Annotated in this window: 18 protein-coding genes and 1 tRNA gene; 12 read left to right on the top strand and 7 right to left on the bottom strand. The window is 70.0% G+C overall.

The features are described 5' to 3' along the window. The first annotated feature begins 56 nt into the window (after window positions 1-56). The 8 genes from AB0L64_RS32630 (at window position 57) to AB0L64_RS32595 (ending at window position 6,358) form a co-directional block, all read left to right on the top strand. The gene (locus tag AB0L64_RS32630) at window positions 57-953 is read left to right on the top strand and encodes a helix-turn-helix domain-containing protein (protein ID WP_363716420.1); all 897 of its coding nucleotides are present in this window, start codon (window positions 57-59) and stop codon (window positions 951-953) included. Window positions 954-1,039: 86 nt separating this feature from the next. Continuing rightward, window positions 1,040-1,408 (top strand): chorismate mutase, encoded by a 369-nt coding sequence (aroH, locus tag AB0L64_RS32625; RefSeq protein ID WP_130385491.1) that lies wholly within the window; start codon window positions 1,040-1,042, stop codon window positions 1,406-1,408. Further along, window positions 1,405-2,469 (top strand): prephenate dehydrogenase, encoded by a 1,065-nt coding sequence (locus tag AB0L64_RS32620; protein WP_363716418.1) that lies wholly within the window; start codon window positions 1,405-1,407, stop codon window positions 2,467-2,469. The genes aroH and AB0L64_RS32620 overlap by 4 nt, the downstream gene beginning before the upstream one ends. Before the next feature lie 31 nt (window positions 2,470-2,500). Further along, window positions 2,501-3,181 carry a (d)CMP kinase gene (cmk, locus tag AB0L64_RS32615; protein WP_363716416.1) on the top strand — a complete coding sequence of 227 codons (681 nt, stop codon included), beginning with the start codon at window positions 2,501-2,503 and terminating at the stop codon, window positions 3,179-3,181. Further along, complete coding sequence (locus AB0L64_RS32610) at window positions 3,178-3,906, top strand: lysophospholipid acyltransferase family protein (RefSeq protein WP_355692483.1); 729 nt, start codon at window positions 3,178-3,180, stop codon at window positions 3,904-3,906. The genes cmk and AB0L64_RS32610 overlap by 4 nt, the downstream gene beginning before the upstream one ends. Next, complete coding sequence (gene der / locus AB0L64_RS32605; RefSeq protein ID WP_359925008.1) at window positions 3,899-5,266, top strand: ribosome biogenesis GTPase Der; 1,368 nt, start codon at window positions 3,899-3,901, stop codon at window positions 5,264-5,266. The genes AB0L64_RS32610 and der overlap by 8 nt, the downstream gene beginning before the upstream one ends. 70 nt (window positions 5,267-5,336) lie before the next feature. After that, a tRNA-Pro gene (locus tag AB0L64_RS32600) sits at window positions 5,337-5,411 on the top strand. Between the two features lie 50 nt (window positions 5,412-5,461). Beyond that, complete coding sequence (locus AB0L64_RS32595) at window positions 5,462-6,358, top strand: hypothetical protein (RefSeq protein ID WP_363716413.1); 897 nt, start codon at window positions 5,462-5,464, stop codon at window positions 6,356-6,358. On the opposite strand, the gene AB0L64_RS32590 is transcribed toward AB0L64_RS32595, so the two are convergent. The 3 genes from AB0L64_RS32590 to AB0L64_RS32580 form a co-directional block, all read right to left on the bottom strand. Further along, entirely contained in the window at window positions 6,269-6,622 is a 354-nt protein-coding gene (locus AB0L64_RS32590; protein WP_363716412.1) for an MMPL family transporter, read from the bottom strand. The genes AB0L64_RS32595 and AB0L64_RS32590 overlap by 90 nt on opposite strands. Beyond that, window positions 6,529-8,439 (bottom strand): MMPL family transporter, encoded by a 1,911-nt coding sequence (locus tag AB0L64_RS32585; RefSeq protein ID WP_363716409.1) that lies wholly within the window; start codon window positions 8,437-8,439, stop codon window positions 6,529-6,531. The genes AB0L64_RS32590 and AB0L64_RS32585 overlap by 94 nt, the downstream gene beginning before the upstream one ends. A 72-nt stretch (window positions 8,440-8,511) precedes the next feature. Next, on the bottom strand, window positions 8,512-9,060 hold the full coding sequence (locus tag AB0L64_RS32580) for a helix-turn-helix domain-containing protein (RefSeq protein ID WP_363716407.1): 549 nt from the start codon (window positions 9,058-9,060) through the stop codon (window positions 8,512-8,514). A gap of 111 nt (window positions 9,061-9,171) precedes the next feature. Here AB0L64_RS32580 and AB0L64_RS32575 point away from each other — a divergent pair, with 111 nt between their 5' ends. Continuing rightward, complete coding sequence (locus AB0L64_RS32575) at window positions 9,172-10,116, top strand: trypsin-like peptidase domain-containing protein (RefSeq protein ID WP_363716405.1); 945 nt, start codon at window positions 9,172-9,174, stop codon at window positions 10,114-10,116. On the opposite strand, the gene AB0L64_RS32570 is transcribed toward AB0L64_RS32575, so the two are convergent. After that, window positions 10,113-10,484, bottom strand: a complete 372-nt coding sequence (locus AB0L64_RS32570) for a hypothetical protein (protein ID WP_363716403.1) — start codon at window positions 10,482-10,484, stop codon at window positions 10,113-10,115. The genes AB0L64_RS32575 and AB0L64_RS32570 overlap by 4 nt on opposite strands. 137 nt (window positions 10,485-10,621) lie before the next feature. On the opposite strand from AB0L64_RS32570, the gene AB0L64_RS32565 reads away from it, so the two are divergent. Further along, window positions 10,622-11,257, top strand: a complete 636-nt coding sequence (locus tag AB0L64_RS32565; protein ID WP_363716401.1) for a tetratricopeptide repeat protein — start codon at window positions 10,622-10,624, stop codon at window positions 11,255-11,257. A 129-nt stretch (window positions 11,258-11,386) separates the two neighbouring features. On the opposite strand, the gene AB0L64_RS32560 is transcribed toward AB0L64_RS32565, so the two are convergent. Then, window positions 11,387-11,980 (bottom strand): MBL fold metallo-hydrolase, encoded by a 594-nt coding sequence (locus AB0L64_RS32560; protein ID WP_363716466.1) that lies wholly within the window; start codon window positions 11,978-11,980, stop codon window positions 11,387-11,389. 280 nt (window positions 11,981-12,260) lie between these two features. Here AB0L64_RS32560 and uvrA point away from each other — a divergent pair, with 280 nt between their 5' ends. Next, window positions 12,261-15,269: an excinuclease ABC subunit UvrA gene (gene uvrA / locus AB0L64_RS32555; RefSeq protein WP_363716398.1), complete on the top strand. Its 3,009-nt coding sequence runs from the start codon at window positions 12,261-12,263 to the stop codon at window positions 15,267-15,269. 15 nt (window positions 15,270-15,284) lie between these two features. On the opposite strand, the gene AB0L64_RS32550 is transcribed toward uvrA, so the two are convergent. Then, a complete protein-coding gene (locus tag AB0L64_RS32550) occupies window positions 15,285-16,181 on the bottom strand; it encodes a hypothetical protein (protein WP_363716396.1) in 897 nt (298 codons plus the stop codon). A gap of 440 nt (window positions 16,182-16,621) precedes the next feature. Here AB0L64_RS32550 and AB0L64_RS32545 point away from each other — a divergent pair, with 440 nt between their 5' ends. Then, window positions 16,622-17,155, top strand: a complete 534-nt coding sequence (locus AB0L64_RS32545; protein ID WP_363716394.1) for a Rieske (2Fe-2S) protein — start codon at window positions 16,622-16,624, stop codon at window positions 17,153-17,155. 66 nt (window positions 17,156-17,221) lie between these two features. On the opposite strand, the gene AB0L64_RS32540 is transcribed toward AB0L64_RS32545, so the two are convergent. Beyond that, the gene (locus tag AB0L64_RS32540; protein WP_363716392.1) at window positions 17,222-18,448 is read right to left on the bottom strand and encodes a S8 family peptidase; all 1,227 of its coding nucleotides are present in this window, start codon (window positions 18,446-18,448) and stop codon (window positions 17,222-17,224) included. Window positions 18,449-18,503 lie beyond the last annotated feature (55 nt).

The raw sequence follows: 18,503 nt of genomic DNA, 5'->3' as shown, positions 1-18,503 counted from the left end.
GTCGCGGACCACACGGAGCCGGCCAATGTCGCAGACGAGCGTTCTACTATCTGTTCATGATCTTGCGATCGCCGGTGATCAGCGTGAACTCGCCGATCCAGATCGCGGACTACGCTCCCGGAGCGACGTACGGGCCGCGTCGCCTGCCGAACTTCGAACTGCTCTGGATCCTCCACGGTTCCGCGCTCTGGCGGACCGAGGTGTACGACGACGCGGGTGTCCGGCAGGCAACGGTCGAGCGCGAGCTCCGGCCCGGATCGCTCGCGCTCGCCAAGCGCGGGAATCGGGACGCCTATATCTGGGACTGTGATCGCGGATCACGGCATGCCTACGTGCACTTCCAGATCGAGGACTTCGGCGACCTCGGCGATCCGGCTGGTTGGCCCTGGGTGCGGTCGATGTCCGATCCGGGTCTGCTCGAGGAGTTGTGCAGCTATTTGCTGGACGTTCCGACGCCGGCCCGGGGTCACAGCGACCGGCTGGTCGCGACGATGCTCGAGGTCTTCGTCAGCGCTCCGGCCGGCCCGCCACATGCTGACCTGCCGGCCGCCGTCCGGCGCCTGGTCGATCACGTGGCAACCGTGTGGGCCAAGGGTGGTCCCCGGATCGTCGGCGTCGCGGAGCTGGCAGGCGCGGCGAACCTGTCCGCCGGGCATCTGCACCGGCTGTTCCGGCAGGAGTACGGGTGCGGACCGGCGTACGCGCTGGACCTGATCCGGCTGGCCCGGGCCGCGACCGCGCTGCTGCGCACCAACGCCACGATCGCGGAGATCGCGGCCGACTGCGGCTACAGCAATCCGTACCACTTCTCGCGCCGGTTCTCGCTGGCGTACGGCGACCCGCCGGGAACGTTCCGTCGCCGCCGGCAGCTGTCCGATCCACTGGCGCCGGTGCGCGAGGCCGGACTGCTGCCGATGGCCCGCCGGCTCCTCGACGCCGCCCGGAACGGCTGACCCGGCGTGCACGATCCGAGACGGCTGTCCAGTCCTTGACTACCGTGGCCTAGGGTTGGGTGAGACGAAGGAGAAGGAGGCAGCACGTGGCGGTACGGGCGATCCGGGGTGCCACCCAGCTGGACGTGGACGAGCGCGAGCACCTGCTCGAGCGGTCCGCGGAGCTGGTGAAGGCGGTCCTGGAGGCGAACGATCTGGAGAACGAGGATCTGATCAGCATCCTGTTCACCGTCACGTCGGACCTGCGCTCGGAGTTCCCCGCCGTCGCGGGGCGGCAGATCGGGCTCACCGACGTACCGCTGATGTGCATGCAGGAGATCCCGGTGCCGCACGCGCTGCCGCGGGTCGTCCGGCTGATGGTGCACACCGAGACGCCCCGGTCCCGGGACAAGATCCAGCACGTCTACCTGCACGGCGCGGTCGCGCTCCGTCCGGACCTGACCGGCGCCCAATGACCGAGCTTCGCGGCCCGGTCCGCATCGTCGGCACCGGGCTGATCGGCACGTCGATCGGCCTCGCCCTGGCACGGCTCGGCGTGGTCGTCGAGCTCGTCGACGGGAACCCGGACAACGCGCTGATGGCCGAGCGGATCGGCGCCGGCGCGCGGACGGTCGACATCGAGCCGCAGCTGGTCGTGGTCGCCGTACCGCCGGACCATGTCGGTGCCGTCGTCGCCGAGCAGCTGCAGCAGACCCGGGCGATCGTCACGGACGCGGCCAGTGTGAAGTCGAAGCCGCTGACCGACGCGCGCGGCCTGACCGATGACGTCAGCCGGTACGTCGGCAGCCACCCGATGGCGGGCTCCGAGCGCAACGGCCCACTGGCGGCCCGCGCGGACCTGTTCGACGGCGCCACCTGGGCGGTCACCCCGCACGCGACGAGCGCCCCGGAGGCGGTCGATCTGGTCCGGCGGCTCGCCGAGGCCTGCGGCGCGCGGACGGTCGAGCTGTCCGTCGAGGACCACGACCTGGGCGTCGCCCGGGTCTCGCACCTTCCGCATCTGATGTCGGCGCTGGCCGCGGGCACCCTCGCGGACGCGCCTTCCTCGCACCTCGAGCTGTCCGGTCAGGGCGTCCGCGACGTGACCCGGATCGCGGCCGGCGACCCGCGGCTGTGGACCCAGATCGTGTCCGCGAACTCGACCGCGCTGACCGGCCTGCTGGAGCAGATCCGCGGCGAGCTCGACCGGCTGCTCGTTGCCCTCGGCAAGGAGGAGGCGGCCGACGAGCTGACCGCGATCCTCGGCCAGGGCGTGTCCGGCGCCGTGCGGGTGCCGGGCAAGCACGGTACGCCGCATATCGACCTGGTCACGGTGCTCGTCACGATCCCGGACCGCCCGGGTCAGCTGGCCCGGCTGTTCGCCGACGCCGCCGAGTCCGGCGCCAACGTCGAGGACCTGCGCATCGACCACAGCCCCGGCCGCCCGGCCGGTGAGGTCGAGCTCGCCGTCAAGCCCGGCTCGGTCGACCAGCTGGTCGACGTCCTCACCGAGCGCGGGTGGGTAGTCCACCGCTAGCTTGTCCCCGCGCGAAGGTAATCTTCGGGGCATGATCATCGCTGTGGACGGGCCGAGCGGCTCCGGTAAGTCGAGCACCGCGCGCGGAGTGGCCACCCGGCTCGGGCTGCGCTACCTGGACACCGGGGCGACGTACCGCGCGGTGACCTGGTCGGCCGTCGACCGCGGTCTGGACCTGGACGACACGGCGGCGGTCGCGCAGCGCGCGCGGGAGCTGTTGCTGGAGTTCAGCACCGACCCGGGCCACCAGTTCGTGATCGCCGACGGGACCGACATCACCGCCGCGATCCGGGAGCCCCGGATCAGCGAGGTGGTGTCGAAGATCGCCACCAACCTGGACGTCCGCCACGAGCTGGTCCGGCGGCAGCGAGCCGTCATCGACGCCGCGCAGGACGGCGGCGGGATCGTGGTCGAGGGCCGCGACATCGCCACCGTGGTCGCCCCGGACGCCGAGCTCAAGGTCCACCTGACCGCCGACCAGGACGCCCGGCTGTCCCGGCGCGGCGCCGAGCTGGGGTCCGGTGCGGTCAGTGCGGAGCAGTTGCGGGACCAGATCGTCCGCCGCGACGCCGACGACGCGACGGTCTCGCAGTTCCTGGTCGCCTCCGACGGAGCCGTCACCGTCGATTCCACCCATCTGACCCTTGAGGAGGTCATCGACGTGATCAGCCGGCTCGCCAAGGAGACCGTTCCTCAAGGCCGGGAGCTATGACTGCTGAAGTCACCGGGCACAAGGATCTGCCTCGCACCGACGACCTGCCCGCGCTGCCGTACCGGTTCGCGCTCCCGCTCCGGAAGGTCGCCGCGCCGTACTTCCGCCGCAAGTACAACCTGACCATCCACCACGAGGACCGGTTCCCGCTGACCGGGCCACTGCTGATGGCCCCGAACCATCTGAGCCTGCTGGACGCACCGCTGCTCGGCGCGCTCGCGCCGCGGATGCTGCACCAGCTCGGCAAGATCGAGGTGTTCGGCGGGCTGCAGGGCAGGTTCCTGCACCTGATCGGGCAGATCCCGGTCGACCGCTCGTCCTACGACACGCTCGCGGTCCGCAAGTCGATCCAGGTGCTGCGCGACGGGCGGGTGCTGAACATCTACCCGGAGGGCACCCGCGGGCCCGGCGACTTCAGCCGGATCAAGGTCGGCCTGGCGTACCTGGCGATGGTCACCGGCGCGCCGATCCTGCCGGTCGCGCTGATGGGGACGCGGCTGCCGGGCGGCGACGTGGAGGGCTATCCGCCGGCCGGAAGCCGGATCGACGTGGTGTACGGCGAGCCTTTCGCCGTCGAGCGCGTACCCTTTCCCAGGAGACATTCCGACGTACAGGCGGTCACCGGCCACATCGGGGACGTGCTGCGCGCCCATGTGAAGGCGGCCGTCGAAGAAACCGGCCACCCGCTCCCGGGCTGGCGAGACCCGAAGGACCCTGATGACTGACCTGCCCACCGAAGTACCGACGCACGACCGGGAGGACACCGGGCCGCTGCCCGTCCTTGCGATCGTCGGGCGGCCGAACGTGGGCAAGTCCACGCTGGTCAACCGCATCATCGGCCGCCGCGAGGCGGTCGTCGAGGACACCCCGGGCGTCACCCGGGACCGCGTGTCGTACGACGCCAACTGGGCCGGCCGTGAGTTCACGGTCGTCGACACCGGCGGCTGGGACCCGGACGCGGTCGGCATGGCCGCGCTGGTCGCGGCCCAGGCCGAGGTCGCGATCAACGCCGCCGACGCGGTGCTGTTCGTGGTCGACGCCGTGGTCGGCATCACCGACGCGGACGAGGCCGTGGTCCGGGTGCTGCGCAAGTCCGGCAAGCCGGTGGTCCTGGCCGCGAACAAGGTCGACGACCAGCGGATCGAGTCCGAGGCGATGAACCTGTGGGCGCTCGGCATCGGTGAGCCGTTCCCGATCTCGGCCATGCACGGCCGGGGGACCGGCGACATGCTCGACGCCGTCCTGGCCGCCCTGCCCGAGGCGCCGGCGGAGCGTGACGACGAGGTCGGCGGCCCGCGCCGGGTCGCGATCGTCGGCAAACCGAACGTGGGCAAGTCGTCACTGCTGAACAAGGTCGCCAAGGAGGACCGGGTCGTCGTCAGCGACGTCGCCGGGACGACGGTCGACCCGGTCGACGAGCTGATCACGCTCGGCGGCCAGGAGTGGCGGTTCATCGACACCGCCGGCATCCGGCGCAAGGTGAAGAACGCCCAGGGCCACGAGTACTACGCCTCGCTGCGGACCAACGCGGCGATCGAGCGTGCCGAGGTCGTGGTGGTCGTGATCGACGCCTCGGAGTCGATCTCCGAGCAGGACCTGCGGATCATGAACGCGGTCGAGGAGGCCGGCAAGGCGCTCGTGATCGCGTACAACAAGTGGGACCTGGTCGACGAGGAGCGCCGCTACTACCTGGAGCGCGAGATCGACCGCGACCTGGTCCAGTTCCGCTGGGCGCCGCGGGTCAACATCAGCGCGCTCACCGGCCGGCACATGGAGAAGATGGTGCCCGCGATCGAGGCGGCGCTGGAGGGCTGGCAGACCCGCGTCCCGACCGGCCAGCTGAACGCCTTCCTCGGCCGCCTGGTCGCCGCGCACCCGCACCCGGTCCGCTCCGGCAAGCAGCCGAAGATCCTGTTCGGCACCCAGGCCACCACGATGCCCCCGACCTTCGCGATCTTCACCTCCGGCCAGATCGAACCCTCCTACCAGCGCTTCATCGAACGCCGCCTCCGCGAGGACTTCGGCTTCGTCGGCAGCCCCGTCCACGTCCAGATCCGAGCCCGCCAAAAGAACAAGAAACGCTGACCGGACCCGGTAAGAACCACCCCTCGGGATGCTGTAAGGTTTACCCCGTTCAGCCCTTCGGGGCGGACGCCGGGCTGTAGCGTAGTTTGGTTAACGCGCCGGTCTGGGGGACCGGAGAGCCCGAGTTCAAATCTCGGCAGCCCGACCTCAAGCGGGGCACCGATTCTGTCGGTGCCCCGCTTTACGTTTGCCGGCATGGCAACTACCGAGAACCGACGTACCTGGACCGACGCGCAACTGTCCGAGGCCGTAGCGAGCAGCCCGTCGTGGCGAGCGGTCGCCCGTGCCCTGGGGTTGAAGAACACTTCCACGGGAGCGATCAGGCGCCACGCAGCGCGGCTCGAGCTGGACACGTCGCACTTCACGGGACAGCGTCGCTGGACTGATCTGCGGCTCCGCGAGGCCGTGGCGGGCGCGAGCTGCTGGGCCGACGTGATCGCCGATCTCGGGATTGTCGACAACGGAGCCGAGAGGGTTCGGATCAAGGGTCATGCGGTCCGGCTCGGCTTGGACTGCACTCATCTGAAGTCGCCACTGGCCCAGCCGGCACCGATCGAGGTTTTCGACGAGCCGGTCCGGCCCGAGATGCTTCGCTACTCGGCAGCTGCGTTGGCGATGGCCTGGTTCACCCTGCGGGGATGTGCCGTTGCACTGCCGGTCGAGCCTCAGGAATATGACCTGCTCGTCACGACGCCCCACGGCATCCAGCGCGTGCAGGTGAAGTCCTGCGCAGCCCCGACCAAGCGCGGTTACTGGCATGTCGGTATCGGGAGGCGTCCGTACGTGCTCGACAAGACGGCAGGCAAGGTGCCCTACGACCCGGACTCGATCGACCTGTTTTTCATCGTTCTCGGTGACGGCAGCATCTACGTCATACCGAGTGCTGTGCTCGCGGGCCGCACGACCATCTCGGCCGCGAACTACACGCCGTACCGGGTTGGTGATGCGTCGAGCCTGTTGCGTGGTGAGGCGCCAGTCGGTGCTGACGCCCCGCGGCAGGTGTCAGCGTACGTTAGTGAGCTCCTTGGGCTCCGGGGTTTCGAGCCGAAGGGTTTCGCCTTCGATGTCTACTCGGGGGGTGAGGCGGTCTAGCCAGCGGGGGAACCACCAGGCGCGGTCGCCGAGGAGGCTGAGGATGGCGGGCACGAGGGTCATGCGGACCACGAAGGCGTCGATCAGGACGCCGATGGTGAGGCCGAAGCCGATGGCCTTGATGATCGGGTCCTCGACCAGGATGAAGCCGGCGAAGACCGACGCCATGATCAGGGCGGCGGCGGTGACGACGCGGGCGCCGTGGCCGAGGCCCTGGACGGTGGCGTCGTTCGCGTGCCGGCCGTGCACGAACTCCTCGCGCACCCGGGACACGATGAACACCTCGTAGTCATCGCCAGGCCGAACAGGATGCCCATCATGATGATCGGCAGGAAGCTCACCAGCGGACCGGGGGAGTCGACCCCGACCCAGCTCGCCAGGTGCCCCTCCTGGAACACCGCGACCGTGATCCCGAACGTCGCCCCGATCGTCAGCACGAACCCGAGCGTCGCCTTCAACGGCACCAGCACCGACCGGAACGCGAGCAGCAACAGCAGGAACGAAAGCCCGATCACCACGAACAGGTACGTCGGTAGCGCATCGGACAGCTTGTTCGACACGTCGACCCCGACCGCCGTGTTCCCGGTCACCGAGATACTCGCGTCACCTGTGGCGAGCGGCTTCACCGCGGACCGCAGGTTCTTCACCAGGTCGGCGGTCTCCTCACTCGCCGGCCCACTCCGCGGGATCACCTGCAGCAACCGCGTCGTACCGTCTTGACTCGCCGCCGCGGGCTGGGCCGCCACCACTTCGGGGAGCCCCTGCGTCTTGCTGAGCACCTGCTGTACGAGCGTGTTCGACGTCGCCGCGTCGTTGCTCTTCACAACAACCACCAGCGGCCCGTTGGCGCCCGGCCCGAACGCCGCGGCGGTCAGGTCGTACGCAACCCGCTGATTGCTCCCGGCCGCCGCCGAGGCGCCGTCGGGCAGCGCGAGCTGCATGTCCTTCGCCGGAATCGCCAGCAACCCCAAGCCGATGATGCCGACAGCAACGATCGGCACCCGCAACCGCGTCACCAGCCGCCCCCACCGGAAACCGAAGCCCTCGACCGGCGCGACAGCCGCCGGCGCCTTCCGGAGCTTGCGCGGCAGCACCCTGTTTCCCACGAAGCCGAGCAGCGCCGGCAGCAACGTCAACGCCACCAGTACGGCGGTCAGCACAGTCGCCGCCGCGGCCAGGCCCATCGCGGTCAGGAACGGTACGCCGACGACCGACAGGCCAGCGAGCGCGATGACCACAGTCGCGCCCGCGAACAGCACCGCCGACCCGGCCGTCGCGGTCGCCCGCGCCGCCGACTCCTCCGGATCCATGCCTTCGCCGAGCTGTGACCGGTGCCGCGAGCTGATGAACAACGCATAGTCGATACCCACCGCGAGGCCGAGCATCAGCGCCAGGATCGGCGCCGTCGAGGACACATCGGTGAACGCGGTCACGATGAACAACCCCGCCATCCCGGCCAGCACGCCGAGCAACGCCGTCACCAGCGTCATCCCGGCCGCGACCAGCGACCCGAACGTCACGACCAGTACGACGGCCGCGACCGCCACGCCGATCACCTCGGTCGCACCGATCTCCGGGACCCCGGCCTTGATCTGCCCGCCGGGCACGACCTGGAGATCACCCGAGCTCAACGCGCTCAGCCCGTCGTACCCGTCGCTGCTCTCGTGCGACAGTTCGTCGGCCGGCTTGTCGAACTGGACGCTGATCAGCCCCGTCGTACCGTCCGGGCTGATCGCCTTGCTCGTGAACGGGTCGATCGCCGCGATCACCTCGGGCACCTTCGCGACCTTGGCGACGGTGGCGCCGACGGCTGCCTTCACGGTCGGGTCGGCGAGCGTCTTGCCGTCGGGCGCCTTCACGACGACCGTCGCGGACGCGCCGCTGGCGGCCGGCAGTTCCTGCTTCAGCGCGTCGAGCGCGCGCTGCGACTCGGTGCCCGGGATCGAGAACGTGTTCGCGGTCTTGCCGCCGAGCGTGAGCGCGCCGACGCCCAGCAGGACGAGGAACAGCGCCCAGACGGCGGCGACGAGGCGGCGACGCTGGTACGAGAACCGGCCGAGCCGGTACAGGAAGTTGGCCATCGGGTTCCGTTTCCGTGTCGTTCAGGGCAGGGTCGACCACCCGCGCGGCGGCGGGTCGTCCGGGTACAGCGGTCAGGCGCGGCGGAGGAGTCTTCGCAGCGCGATGTCGCAGAGTCGTCGGAGGTCGTCGTCGGTGCGCTCGTCGGAGTGCCGGCACTCGCCGAGCAGCCCGTTGATCGCGAACTTGGCCAGGTCCAGCTCGAGCGGGTCGTCGGATCCGGCCATGTACTCCGTCATGCGCAGGCCGTCGGCCACCAGCGGGGCGACCTCGGGCATCTGCTCGATCACCGGGATGACGTCCTGGAGCACGTCCACGACGCCGCGGTGCTCGACGGCGAGGTCGATGAAGCGCTGGATCGTGAGGTCCTGTGCCTCCGCGCGGGGCAACTCGGCCGCGGCCGCGACCAGCTCGGCCAGGTCCGCGGCGGCCGGTTCGAGCACGGCGGCCAGCACGGCAGGCTTGCCGCTGAAGTGGTACAGCACGGTCGCCTTCGAGCAGCCCGCCGCGGTCGCGATGTCCTGCAGCGACGTCGCGTTGTAGCCGCCGGCCTGGAACAGAGCCATCGCCTGGCGCACGATCTCGCGCCTGGTCCGCTCCCGGGCGGGGGTGGTGACTGCCATGTCACGCATCCTGACTGACCGATCGGCCAGTTTTCAACCGATCGGTCAGTTTTGTGGTCGGGTTCACGTTCTTGCTTTCGGTGTAATGATGTAATTCTGGAGGTGAGGGCGATGGCTGACGAGATGGCCGGGGACGACGTCCTGGATGCCTACTCCCGAGTGGTCTCGGGCGTGGCGGCCCACCTGATCCCGCGGGTCGCGAGCCTGCGGATCCACAGCCGGCGCGGCGACTCGTCAGGCTCGGCCGTGGTGCTGACCGGCGACGGGCACCTGCTCACGAACGCGCATGTGGTCGGCGACGGGTCCGAGGCGTCAGCCGAATTCGCGGACGGCACGACGGCGCAGGCGCGCGTGGTCGGGGTGGACCAGCTGTCCGATCTCGCCGTACTGCGGGCCGACCGGGAGATCCCGGATCCGCCCGAGTACGGCGACGCGGACCTGTTGAAGGTCGGCAACCTGGTGGTTGCCGTCGGCAATCCGCTCGGGCTGGCCGGCAGTGTGACCGCCGGCGTGGTGAGCGCCCTCGGCCGGTCGCTGCCGGTCCGCAGCGGCTCGGCGCACCGGATCATCGAGGACGTGATCCAGACGGACGCGGCGCTGAATCCGGGCAACTCCGGCGGAGCGCTTGCCGACGGCAACGGGCGGGTGATCGGCATCAACACCGCGGTCGCCGGGATCGGGCTGGGGCTCGCGGTCCCGGTCAATCCGACCACCCGGCGGATCATCTACGCGCTGCTCCACGACGGCCGGGTACGGCGCGCGTACCTCGGGCTCGTGACGACGCCCGCGCCACTGCACCCGGCACTCGCGCAGCGCTTCGATCAGCGGGCGGCGCTCCGGATCGTCGAGGTCATCCCCGCCAGCCCGGCGGCGGCAGCGGGGCTGCGCCAGGGGGATCTCGTGCTGGCGGTGAACGGCGTACCGCTCCGTGACGCGCAGTCGCTGCAGCGGCAGCTGTTCGAGGACGCGATCGCGCGCCGGACCGAGATCACCGCGATCCGCAACAACGCGCTCGTCGACGTGATCGCGTACCCGGCCGAACTCACCGACCGCTAGCCCGGCGGCGGCAGGAACTCCGCCGGATCGACGGCCTGCCCGCGCTTCGGTCCGCCGCGGATCGTGTACGAGTCGAGGAGCAGCTCGGCGGCCTCGCGCAGATCGATCCGGTCGAGGTAGCCCCAGCAGGTGACCCGGTACTGGAAGGTGTGGACGACCGGGAACACGTCCCGGCGCTCGGCCAGCGCGGCCTGGGTGGTCATGTCGCCGGTCCACACCTGCAGCAGTTCGCGGCCGGCGTCGTCCCAGCGGAGCCGGGCGAACTGGTGGCGGCCGGCGAACCACGCCGGCGACCCCTCGTGCGCCTCACTGAGCCGCGCGTCAGGCAGCCGCTCGGCCAGCGCACAAACGTCCTGCCAGGTCGTCATGAACGCGATGCTAACGCCGCCGCCAGGCTCTGGCGGATCTTGAGCAGAACGTGAGGTGACGGATGAGCTCGCGGAACCTCAAGCTCTGGTAGAGGTCGAGCACCGCGTCGAGCTCGTATCACCCTAGGATCGGGCGGGTGGACGAGCTGATGCGACAGGTCGACGGACTGTACGAGCGGGCGATCTTCGGCGGTGAGTACGACGACCTGCCCGAGGCGGATCGTGCACTCGACGTGGTGGAGGCGGCGCTGCTCCTGCAGCGGGGCCGGATCCTGCACTGCCGCTTCCTGGAGACGGGCGTCGAGCCCCCGGAGGAGCTCGGGTACTTCGAACGCGCGGCCGAGCTGTACCGCGGCGCCGGCGACGAGCGCGGCGAGGCCCTGGCGCGGTTCTGGACCGGCTGCTTCCACCAGGTCGTCCGCGACGACAACGCGACCGCCGTACCGTTCCTGACCGCGTCCGTCGAGCTGTCCCGCAAGACCGGGGACGACCTCACCCTCTCCTACGCCCTCCGCCACCTCGGCGTCGCCGCGCACATGTCCGGCAACTTCCCCGAGGCCCGCGAGCAGCTGGAGGAGTCCACCGCCCTCCGACGCACCCTCGGCTTCACCGCAGGCGTCGCCGCCAACCTGGTCGGCCTCGTCTACCTGGCCGTTGCCCAGAACCGCCCGGACGACGCCCGCGCCCTGGCCGACGAGGCCGCATCCCTGGCCGCGTCGGCCGGCGCCGCGAAGATCACCGAGCAGATCGATGCGGCCCGCTCGCAGCTCTGACAAGACCTGGCCAAACCTGTGCGGTCCGGTTCGGCGGGCTGAGACCGGCAACGGTACGTGGGGACCTGGCAGGGCATGTCTCCGGTTGCCGTTGCTGGTCTCAGGTCCAGGCCTGGTTCTCGAACGCGACTACCAGCCGCGGGCGCGCCATTCGGCGACATGGGGGCGTTCGGCGCCGAGGCTGGTGTCGGAGCCGTGGCCGGGGTAGACCCAGGTTTCGCCGGGGAGCTGGTTGAAGAGCTTGGTCTCGACGTCGTTGATGAGCGACGTGAAGCGCTCGGCGTCGCCCTGGGTGTTGCCGACGCCGCCGGGGAACAGCGAGTCGCCGGTGAACAGGTGCGGCGCGCCGTCCGGGTCGTCGTACAGCAGTGCGATCGAGCCGGGGGTGTGGCCGACCAGGTGGATGACGCGCAGGCTGCAGCTGCCGACCGCGATGTGGTCGCCGTCGTCGACGAGCTGGTCGGTCGGGACCGGGATGCCCTCGGCGTCGTGGCGGCCGGCGACCGTGGTGGCGCCGGTGCGGGCGACGACCTCGGCGAGCGCCTCCCAGTGGTCCTGGTGGCGGTGCGTGGTGATCACCCGCGCCAGGCCGCCGTCGCCGATCAGGCGGAGCAGCGTGTCCGCCTCGTTCGCGGCGTCGATCAGCACCTGCTCGTCGGTCTGCCGGCAGCGCAGCAGGTAGGCGTTGTTGTCCATCGGCCCGACCGCGACCTTGGTGATCATCAGCTTGGCCAGCTCGTGGGTCTGCGCCGGCCCGCCGACCTTCACGTTCCCGTGGTACTCCGGCATCTCTCGCCTCTCCCTGCTCTCGGTGACATCCAGATGTCACCGCCGATCCTTGCACCTCCGGCCCGGTTGCATCGAGCACGGTCCGCGATCGAATATACTTTCGAAACGGTCGCCTGATCCGGCGGCGGAAGTTTTTGTCGGTGGGCCTCGTTAGCATGACCGGGCAAGTCGGAGAACCACCTGGAACCCCTCGAGAACGGCTGAGAGTGAGCTTGTGTCTGACCGTCTGATCGTGCGCGGAGCGCGTGAGCACAACCTGAAGGACGTCTCGGTCGACCTGCCGCGGGACGCCATGATCGTCTTCACCGGCCTGTCCGGGTCCGGGAAGTCCAGCCTGGCCTTCGACACGATCTTCGCCGAGGGTCAGCGGCGCTACGTCGAGTCCCTCTCGGCGTATGCGCGGCAGTTCCTCGGCCAGATGGACAAGCCGGACGTCGACTTCATCGAAGGGCTGTCGCCGGCCGTCTCGATCGACCAGAAGTCCACCTCGCGGAACCCGCGCTCCACGGTCGGCACGATCACCGAGGTGTACGACTACCTCCGGCTGCTGTTCGCGCGCGCCGGGCGGCCGCATTGTCCGGAGTGCGGCGAGCCGATCGCGCGGCAGACGCCGCAGCAGATCGTCGACCGGGTGCTCGAGTTGGAGGAGGGCACCCGGTTCCAGGTGCTCGCGCCGGTCGTCCGCAGCCGCAAGGGGGAGTACGTCGACCTCTTCCGGCAGCTGACCGGTCAGGGCTTCTCGCGGGCCCGGGTCGACGGCGAGACCATCCAGCTCACCGACCCGCCGAAGCTGGAGAAGCAGAAGAAGCACAGCATCGACGTGGTCGTCGACCGGCTCGCGGTGAAGGAGTCGGCCAAGCAGCGCCTGACCGACTCGGTCGAGACCGCGCTCGGCCTGGCCAGCGGTCTGGTGGTGCTGGACTTCGTCGACCTCCCGGACGACGACCCGCACCGCGAGCGCCGGTTCTCCGAGAAGCTCGCCTGCCCGAACGATCATCCGCTCGCGATCGACGAGCTCGAGCCGCGGTCGTTCTCGTTCAACTCGCCGTACGGCGCGTGCCCGGTCTGCACCGGTCTGGGGACCCGGATGGAGGTCGACCCGGAGCTGCTGGTGCCGGATCCGTCCAAGTCGCTCGACGAGGGCGCGATCCAGCCGTGGGCGGGGCAGAACGTCTCGCAGTACTTCGAGCGGCTGCTGGACGCGCTGGCGAAGGACCTGAAGTTCAAGACCAGCACGCCGTTCGGCGAGCTGCCGGCGAAGGCCAAGAAGGCGCTGCTCACCGGCCACGACAAGCAGGTCCACGTCTCGTACCAGAACCGCTACGGCCGCGAGCGGTCGTACTACACGAGCTTCGAAGGCGTCATCCCGTACGTCGAGCGCCGGCACGCGGAGGCGTCCAGCGACACCGGGCGGGAGCGCTTCGAGGAGTATATGCGCGAGGTGCCGTGCCTGGCCTGCAACGGTGCGCGGCTGAAGCCGATCTCGCTCGCCGTCACGCTCGGCGGGAAGAACATCGCCGAGATCAGCGCGATGTCGATCGACGAGGTGCACGGCTTCCTGTCGCAGATGGAGCTGTCGCCGCGGGAGAAGCAGATCGCGGAGCGCGTGGTCAAGGAGATCGGCGAGCGGCTGCGGTTCCTGCTCGACGTCGGCCTGGACTACCTCGCGCTCAGCCGCCCGGCGGGTTCGCTGTCCGGCGGTGAGGCGCAGCGGATCCGGCTGGCCACCCAGATCGGCTCCGGCCTGGTCGGCGTGCTGTATGTGCTGGACGAGCCGTCGATCGGCCTGCACCAGCGGGACAACCGGCGGCTGATCGACACACTGGTCCGGCTCAAGGAGCTCGGCAACACGCTGATCGTCGTCGAGCACGACGAGGACACCATCGACCATGCGGACTGGGTCGTCGACATCGGCCCCGGCGCCGGCGAGCACGGCGGCCAGGTGGTAGTGTCCGGCACCGTCGAGGACCTGCGCAACCACCCGGACTCGATCACCGGCGCGTATGTCTCCGGCCGGCGGGAGATCCCGATCCCGGAGGTCCGGCGGCCGCTGACCGAGGGCCGCGAGCTGACCGTGTATGGCGCCCGGCAGAACAACCTGAAGGACCTCGACGTGACCATCCCGCTCGGGGTGTTCGTCGCGGTCACCGGCGTGTCCGGCTCGGGCAAGTCGACGCTGGTCAACGACATCCTCTACACGTCGCTCGCCCGGCAGATCTACGGCGCCCGCGCGGTGCCCGGCCGGCACACGAAGATCTCCGGGATGGAGCTGGTCGACAAGGTCATCCACGTCGACCAGTCGCCGATCGGCCGGACGCCGCGGTCCAACCCGGCGACGTACACCGGGGTCTGGGACCACGTCCGCAAGCTGTTCGCGGAGACGCCGGAGGCAAAGGTCCGCGGGTACCAGCAGGGCCGGTTCTCGTTCAACGTCAAGGGCGGCCGCTGCGAGGCGTGCTCGGGTGACGGCACCCTGAAGATCGAGATGAACTTCCTGCCGGACGTGTATGTCCCGTGCGAGGTCTGCCACGGCGCGCGGTACAACCGCGAGACGCTCGAGGTGCACTACAAGGGCAAGACGGTCGCCGACGTGCTGGACATGCCGATCGAGGAGGCGTCGGAGTTCTTCGCGGCGATCCCGGCGATCTCGCGGCACCTGAAGACGCTCGTCGAGGTCGGCCTGGGGTACGTTCGACTCGGTCAGCCGGCGCCGACGCTGTCCGGCGGTGAGGCGCAGCGGGTCAAGCTGGCGTCCGAGCTGCAGCGGCGGTCGACGGGCCGGACGGTGTATGTGCTCGACGAGCCGACGACGGGTCTGCACTTCGAGGACATCCGCAAGCTGCTCGGCGTCCTCAGTGGGCTGGTCGACAAGGGCAACTCGGTGCTGGTCATCGAGCACAACCTCGACGTCATCAAGACTGCCGACTGGCTCATCGACCTCGGCCCCGACGGCGGCCGCCGCGGCGGCACGCTGGTCGCGGAGGGCACCCCGGAGCAGGTCGCGGCCAACCCCGCGTCGTACACCGGGCAGTTCCTCGCCGAGATCCTCGAAGGCCGGGCGGCCAAGCCGAGCGCGAAGAAGGCCGCGGCGAAGTCGGTGCCGGCGAAGAAGGCGGTCGCGAAGAAGGCTGCCCCGGCGAAGAAGGCGGTTGCCAAGAAGACAGCAGCCAAGAAGGCTCCGGCGAAGAAGACGGCGACGACCCGGAAGCGTGTGGCCGGCTGATCAGCCGGCCACTGGTCAGCGGCGGAAGAGCTGCTGCCAGAGGTGACGGAGCCAGGTGCGTCGTGGGGACGGGAGTAATGCCGCCGGCAGCATGACTGTCGGCGGTGTTGCCAGGGTCACCGGGACCTGGACCATGCGGTCGCCCTGGAGCCAGTACAGGTCGGGACTGCACTGATCCGGTGCGTCGCGGTAGGTGTCGGCGACGTACTGGGCCAGCCGGTCGGCGGCCTCCTGCCCGGCGTCGGCGGCGCAGAACGCGACGGTGCTCAACCGCGGTACGCCGACCAGCACGCCGAGCCCGATCGCGGCCGCGGGCAGCAGGTTCTCGCGGTCGACGATCGCCATCGACACCAGCGGGTCGTCGTCGCGGGTGAGCACCGAGAAGCCGTCGTGCTCGACCGGCCGCAGATCCGCGATGTGTTCGAGCGTCAGCTGCACCGGCGACGGGACGTCCGGGTCGCCGAGACCGAGCATCGACCGCCGGACGACGGTCAACCGCCGGTAGTCCGCGCCGGTGCCGATGAACACCACGACCTCGAAGTGGTCGCCGAACGGGATCAGCGCGTCCGCCACCGGACCGGACGTCCGCGCGGACCAGCCGCGCTGCAGGAGCATCGCGCGCTGCCGTACCGCGACGTCGCCGAAGCGGTGCTCCTCGGTGGCCAGCTCACCCTCCGCGACGACCGCCCGCAGCCACGCCTCGATCTGCTCCGCCCAGAGTTGCTGCGGCAGCTGACGGCACCGGTCGATGATCTCGCCGAGCCCGACGACCGCCGACATCTGCAGCGCGCCGCGTCCCCACCCGACCTCGACCGTCCGGTCCGCGGTGTCGACGACACACCCCGGCAGCCACAGCGGCGCGAGGTCCGCGATCGCCTTCAGCACCGTCGAGTCGTTCGTCGTCCCAGTCATCTCCAGGTCTCTCCCACCCCTAAAGTGTGCCGGGCAGCGATCAGGTGCGCGCCAAGCGCCCCCGCGTTCCGCGTAAGCCGGAGTGCCCTGAGTGACCGAATCTGACTGACAGGCGAACCTGCTGCGCCGGATGGCTCCGGACAAGAAATCACCCGAGGAACCTCAGCAGCCCCACCACCCCCCACGCAACCCCACGCCCACCCAGGCCGAGCCGAACGCAGCAGGGCAGCAGCCGCCTGGACGCCGACGCCCGCCGCGCCGTCCTGGACCTCGCGGCCCGCGTCGTCGGCATCTCGACCGCAGTTGTCAGCTGATTCACAGCAAACCCTCAAACTGCGGTTCAATCCGCACCGGGTTGAACCGATCGGGTGACCCGGTCGTTTGAGTCGGTATATAGCGTTCAACCACTTCGACCAGCAGGCTCCTGGAGGCCCAGATCTATGAGCGATGACACGATGGCACCGGCGACATCCGCGGACGGCGAACTGCGTGACCGCAGGACGGTGCTGCGGTGCGCGGCGATGGCCGCCCTGGTAGGCGCCGGCGCGCCGATCCTCGCGGCCTGCGGTGGCAGCGACGACGCCTCCGGCGGCGGTACGACGCCGTCCGCGAGCGGCTCGAGCTCCGCGCCGAACACCAGTGCCTCGCCGAGCGGCAGCGCGTCCTCCAGCGCGCCGGCCAGTGGTGGTGCGGTGCTCGGCCCGGCGTCCGACGTACCGGTCGGCGGTGGCGCGGTGTTCAAGGACGCGAAGGTCGTGGTGACGCAGCCGACCGCGGGGCAGTACAAGGGGTTCTCCGCGGTGTGCACGCACCAGGGCAACCCGATCGGCTCGGTGGAGAACGGCCAGATCGTCTGCCCGTTCCACAACAGCCACTTCAGCATCACCGACGGCAGCCCGGTCAGCGGCCCGGCCCAGACGGCGCTCCCCGCCGTCAACGTGAAGGTCGAAGGCAGCAACATCGTCCAGGCCTGATCGAGAACGTGCGAAGGCCCGGCCACCGTGGTGAGGAATCCGGTGGCCGGGCCTTCGGTCAGGTGATCAGGACTGGTCAGCAGCCCCGACGTACAGCAGCTTGTTCGGCGAGCCCTCGCCCGGGTCACCGACCTTGTCGGCCGTCGATCCGTCGACGAGCGCCTTGGCGACGTCGGCCGGCGTGGCGTCCGGGTGGTCGGCCAGGTAGAGCGCGACCCCACCCGCGACGTGCGGCGTGGCCATCGACGTACCGCTCATCTTCGCGGTCGAGTCCGGGTCGGTGATGCCGACCGAGGTGATGTCGACACCCGGCGCGAACAGGTCGACGCACTTGCCGAAGTTCGAGAACTCCGCGCGCTTGTCCTGGTCGTCGGTCGCGCCGACGGTGATCGCCGAAGGCTCGCGGGCCGGCGAGCCCTGGCAGGCGTCCGCGCTCTCGTTGCCCGCAGCAACGGCGTAGGTGACGCCGGAGTCGACGGAGGCCTTGACCGCCGCGTCGAGCGCGTCGTCGGCGCCGCCGCCGAGGCTCATGTTCGCGACCGCCGGCTTCTTGGCGTTCTTGGTCACCCAGTCGATCCCGGCCACCACGGACTCGGTCGAGCCGGAGCCCTGGCAGTCGAGCACCCGGACGCCGACCACCTTCGCGCCCTTGGCCAGGCCGTACGTCGTACCCGCGATGGTGCCGGCCACATGGCTGCCGTGACCCATGCAGTCGACGCCGTTCTGGCCGTCGCCGACCGTGTCGGTGCCGACCGAGGCACGGTCGCCGAAGTCCTTGTGGGCGGCGTAGATGCCGGTGTCGATCACGTAGACGTTCACGTTCTCGGCGGTGGTGGACGCCTCGTACTTCTTGTCCAGCGGCAGGTCACGCTGGTCGGCGCGGTCCAGGCCCCACGGCGGATCGTCCTGGCTGACGGTGATCTTCTGGTTCTGCTGGACGAACGCGACCCGCCGGTCACCGGCGAGCTTCTTCGCCTGCTCCTCGGTCATGCCGGCCGAGAAGCCCTTGAGCGACGAGTCGAACTGCTTGTGCACCTTGACGTCGTAGCTCGCGGCCAGGCTCTGCGTCGCGGCCCGGGTCTGGGCCCGTGAGTTCTGGCCGGCCAGGACGACGATGTAGCTGCCGGGGATGGCGTTCGCGCTGCCGGCGCCGAGGATGCTCACCGGAGCGGTTTGCGACGCGTCACTACCGGCCGCTGTGGCGGCGATCCCGGTGACGGCGAGCGCGGATGCGGCGACGGCACCGAGTAGGGCGCGCGGCCTCCGAAGGCGGTGTCCATTCTTGGGGGACATGGGCGGAACTCCCTCGAGTCAGCGCAAGGCCTTGTTGCCTCACGCAAAGGACCTG

The sequence above is a fragment of the Kribbella sp. NPDC051936 genome (genome assembly GCF_040680955.1).
Lineage (GTDB): Bacteria > Actinomycetota > Actinomycetes > Propionibacteriales > Kribbellaceae > Kribbella.
The sequence above is the reverse complement of the archived record's forward strand: the minus strand, read 5'-3'. Positions and strand labels throughout refer to the sequence as shown.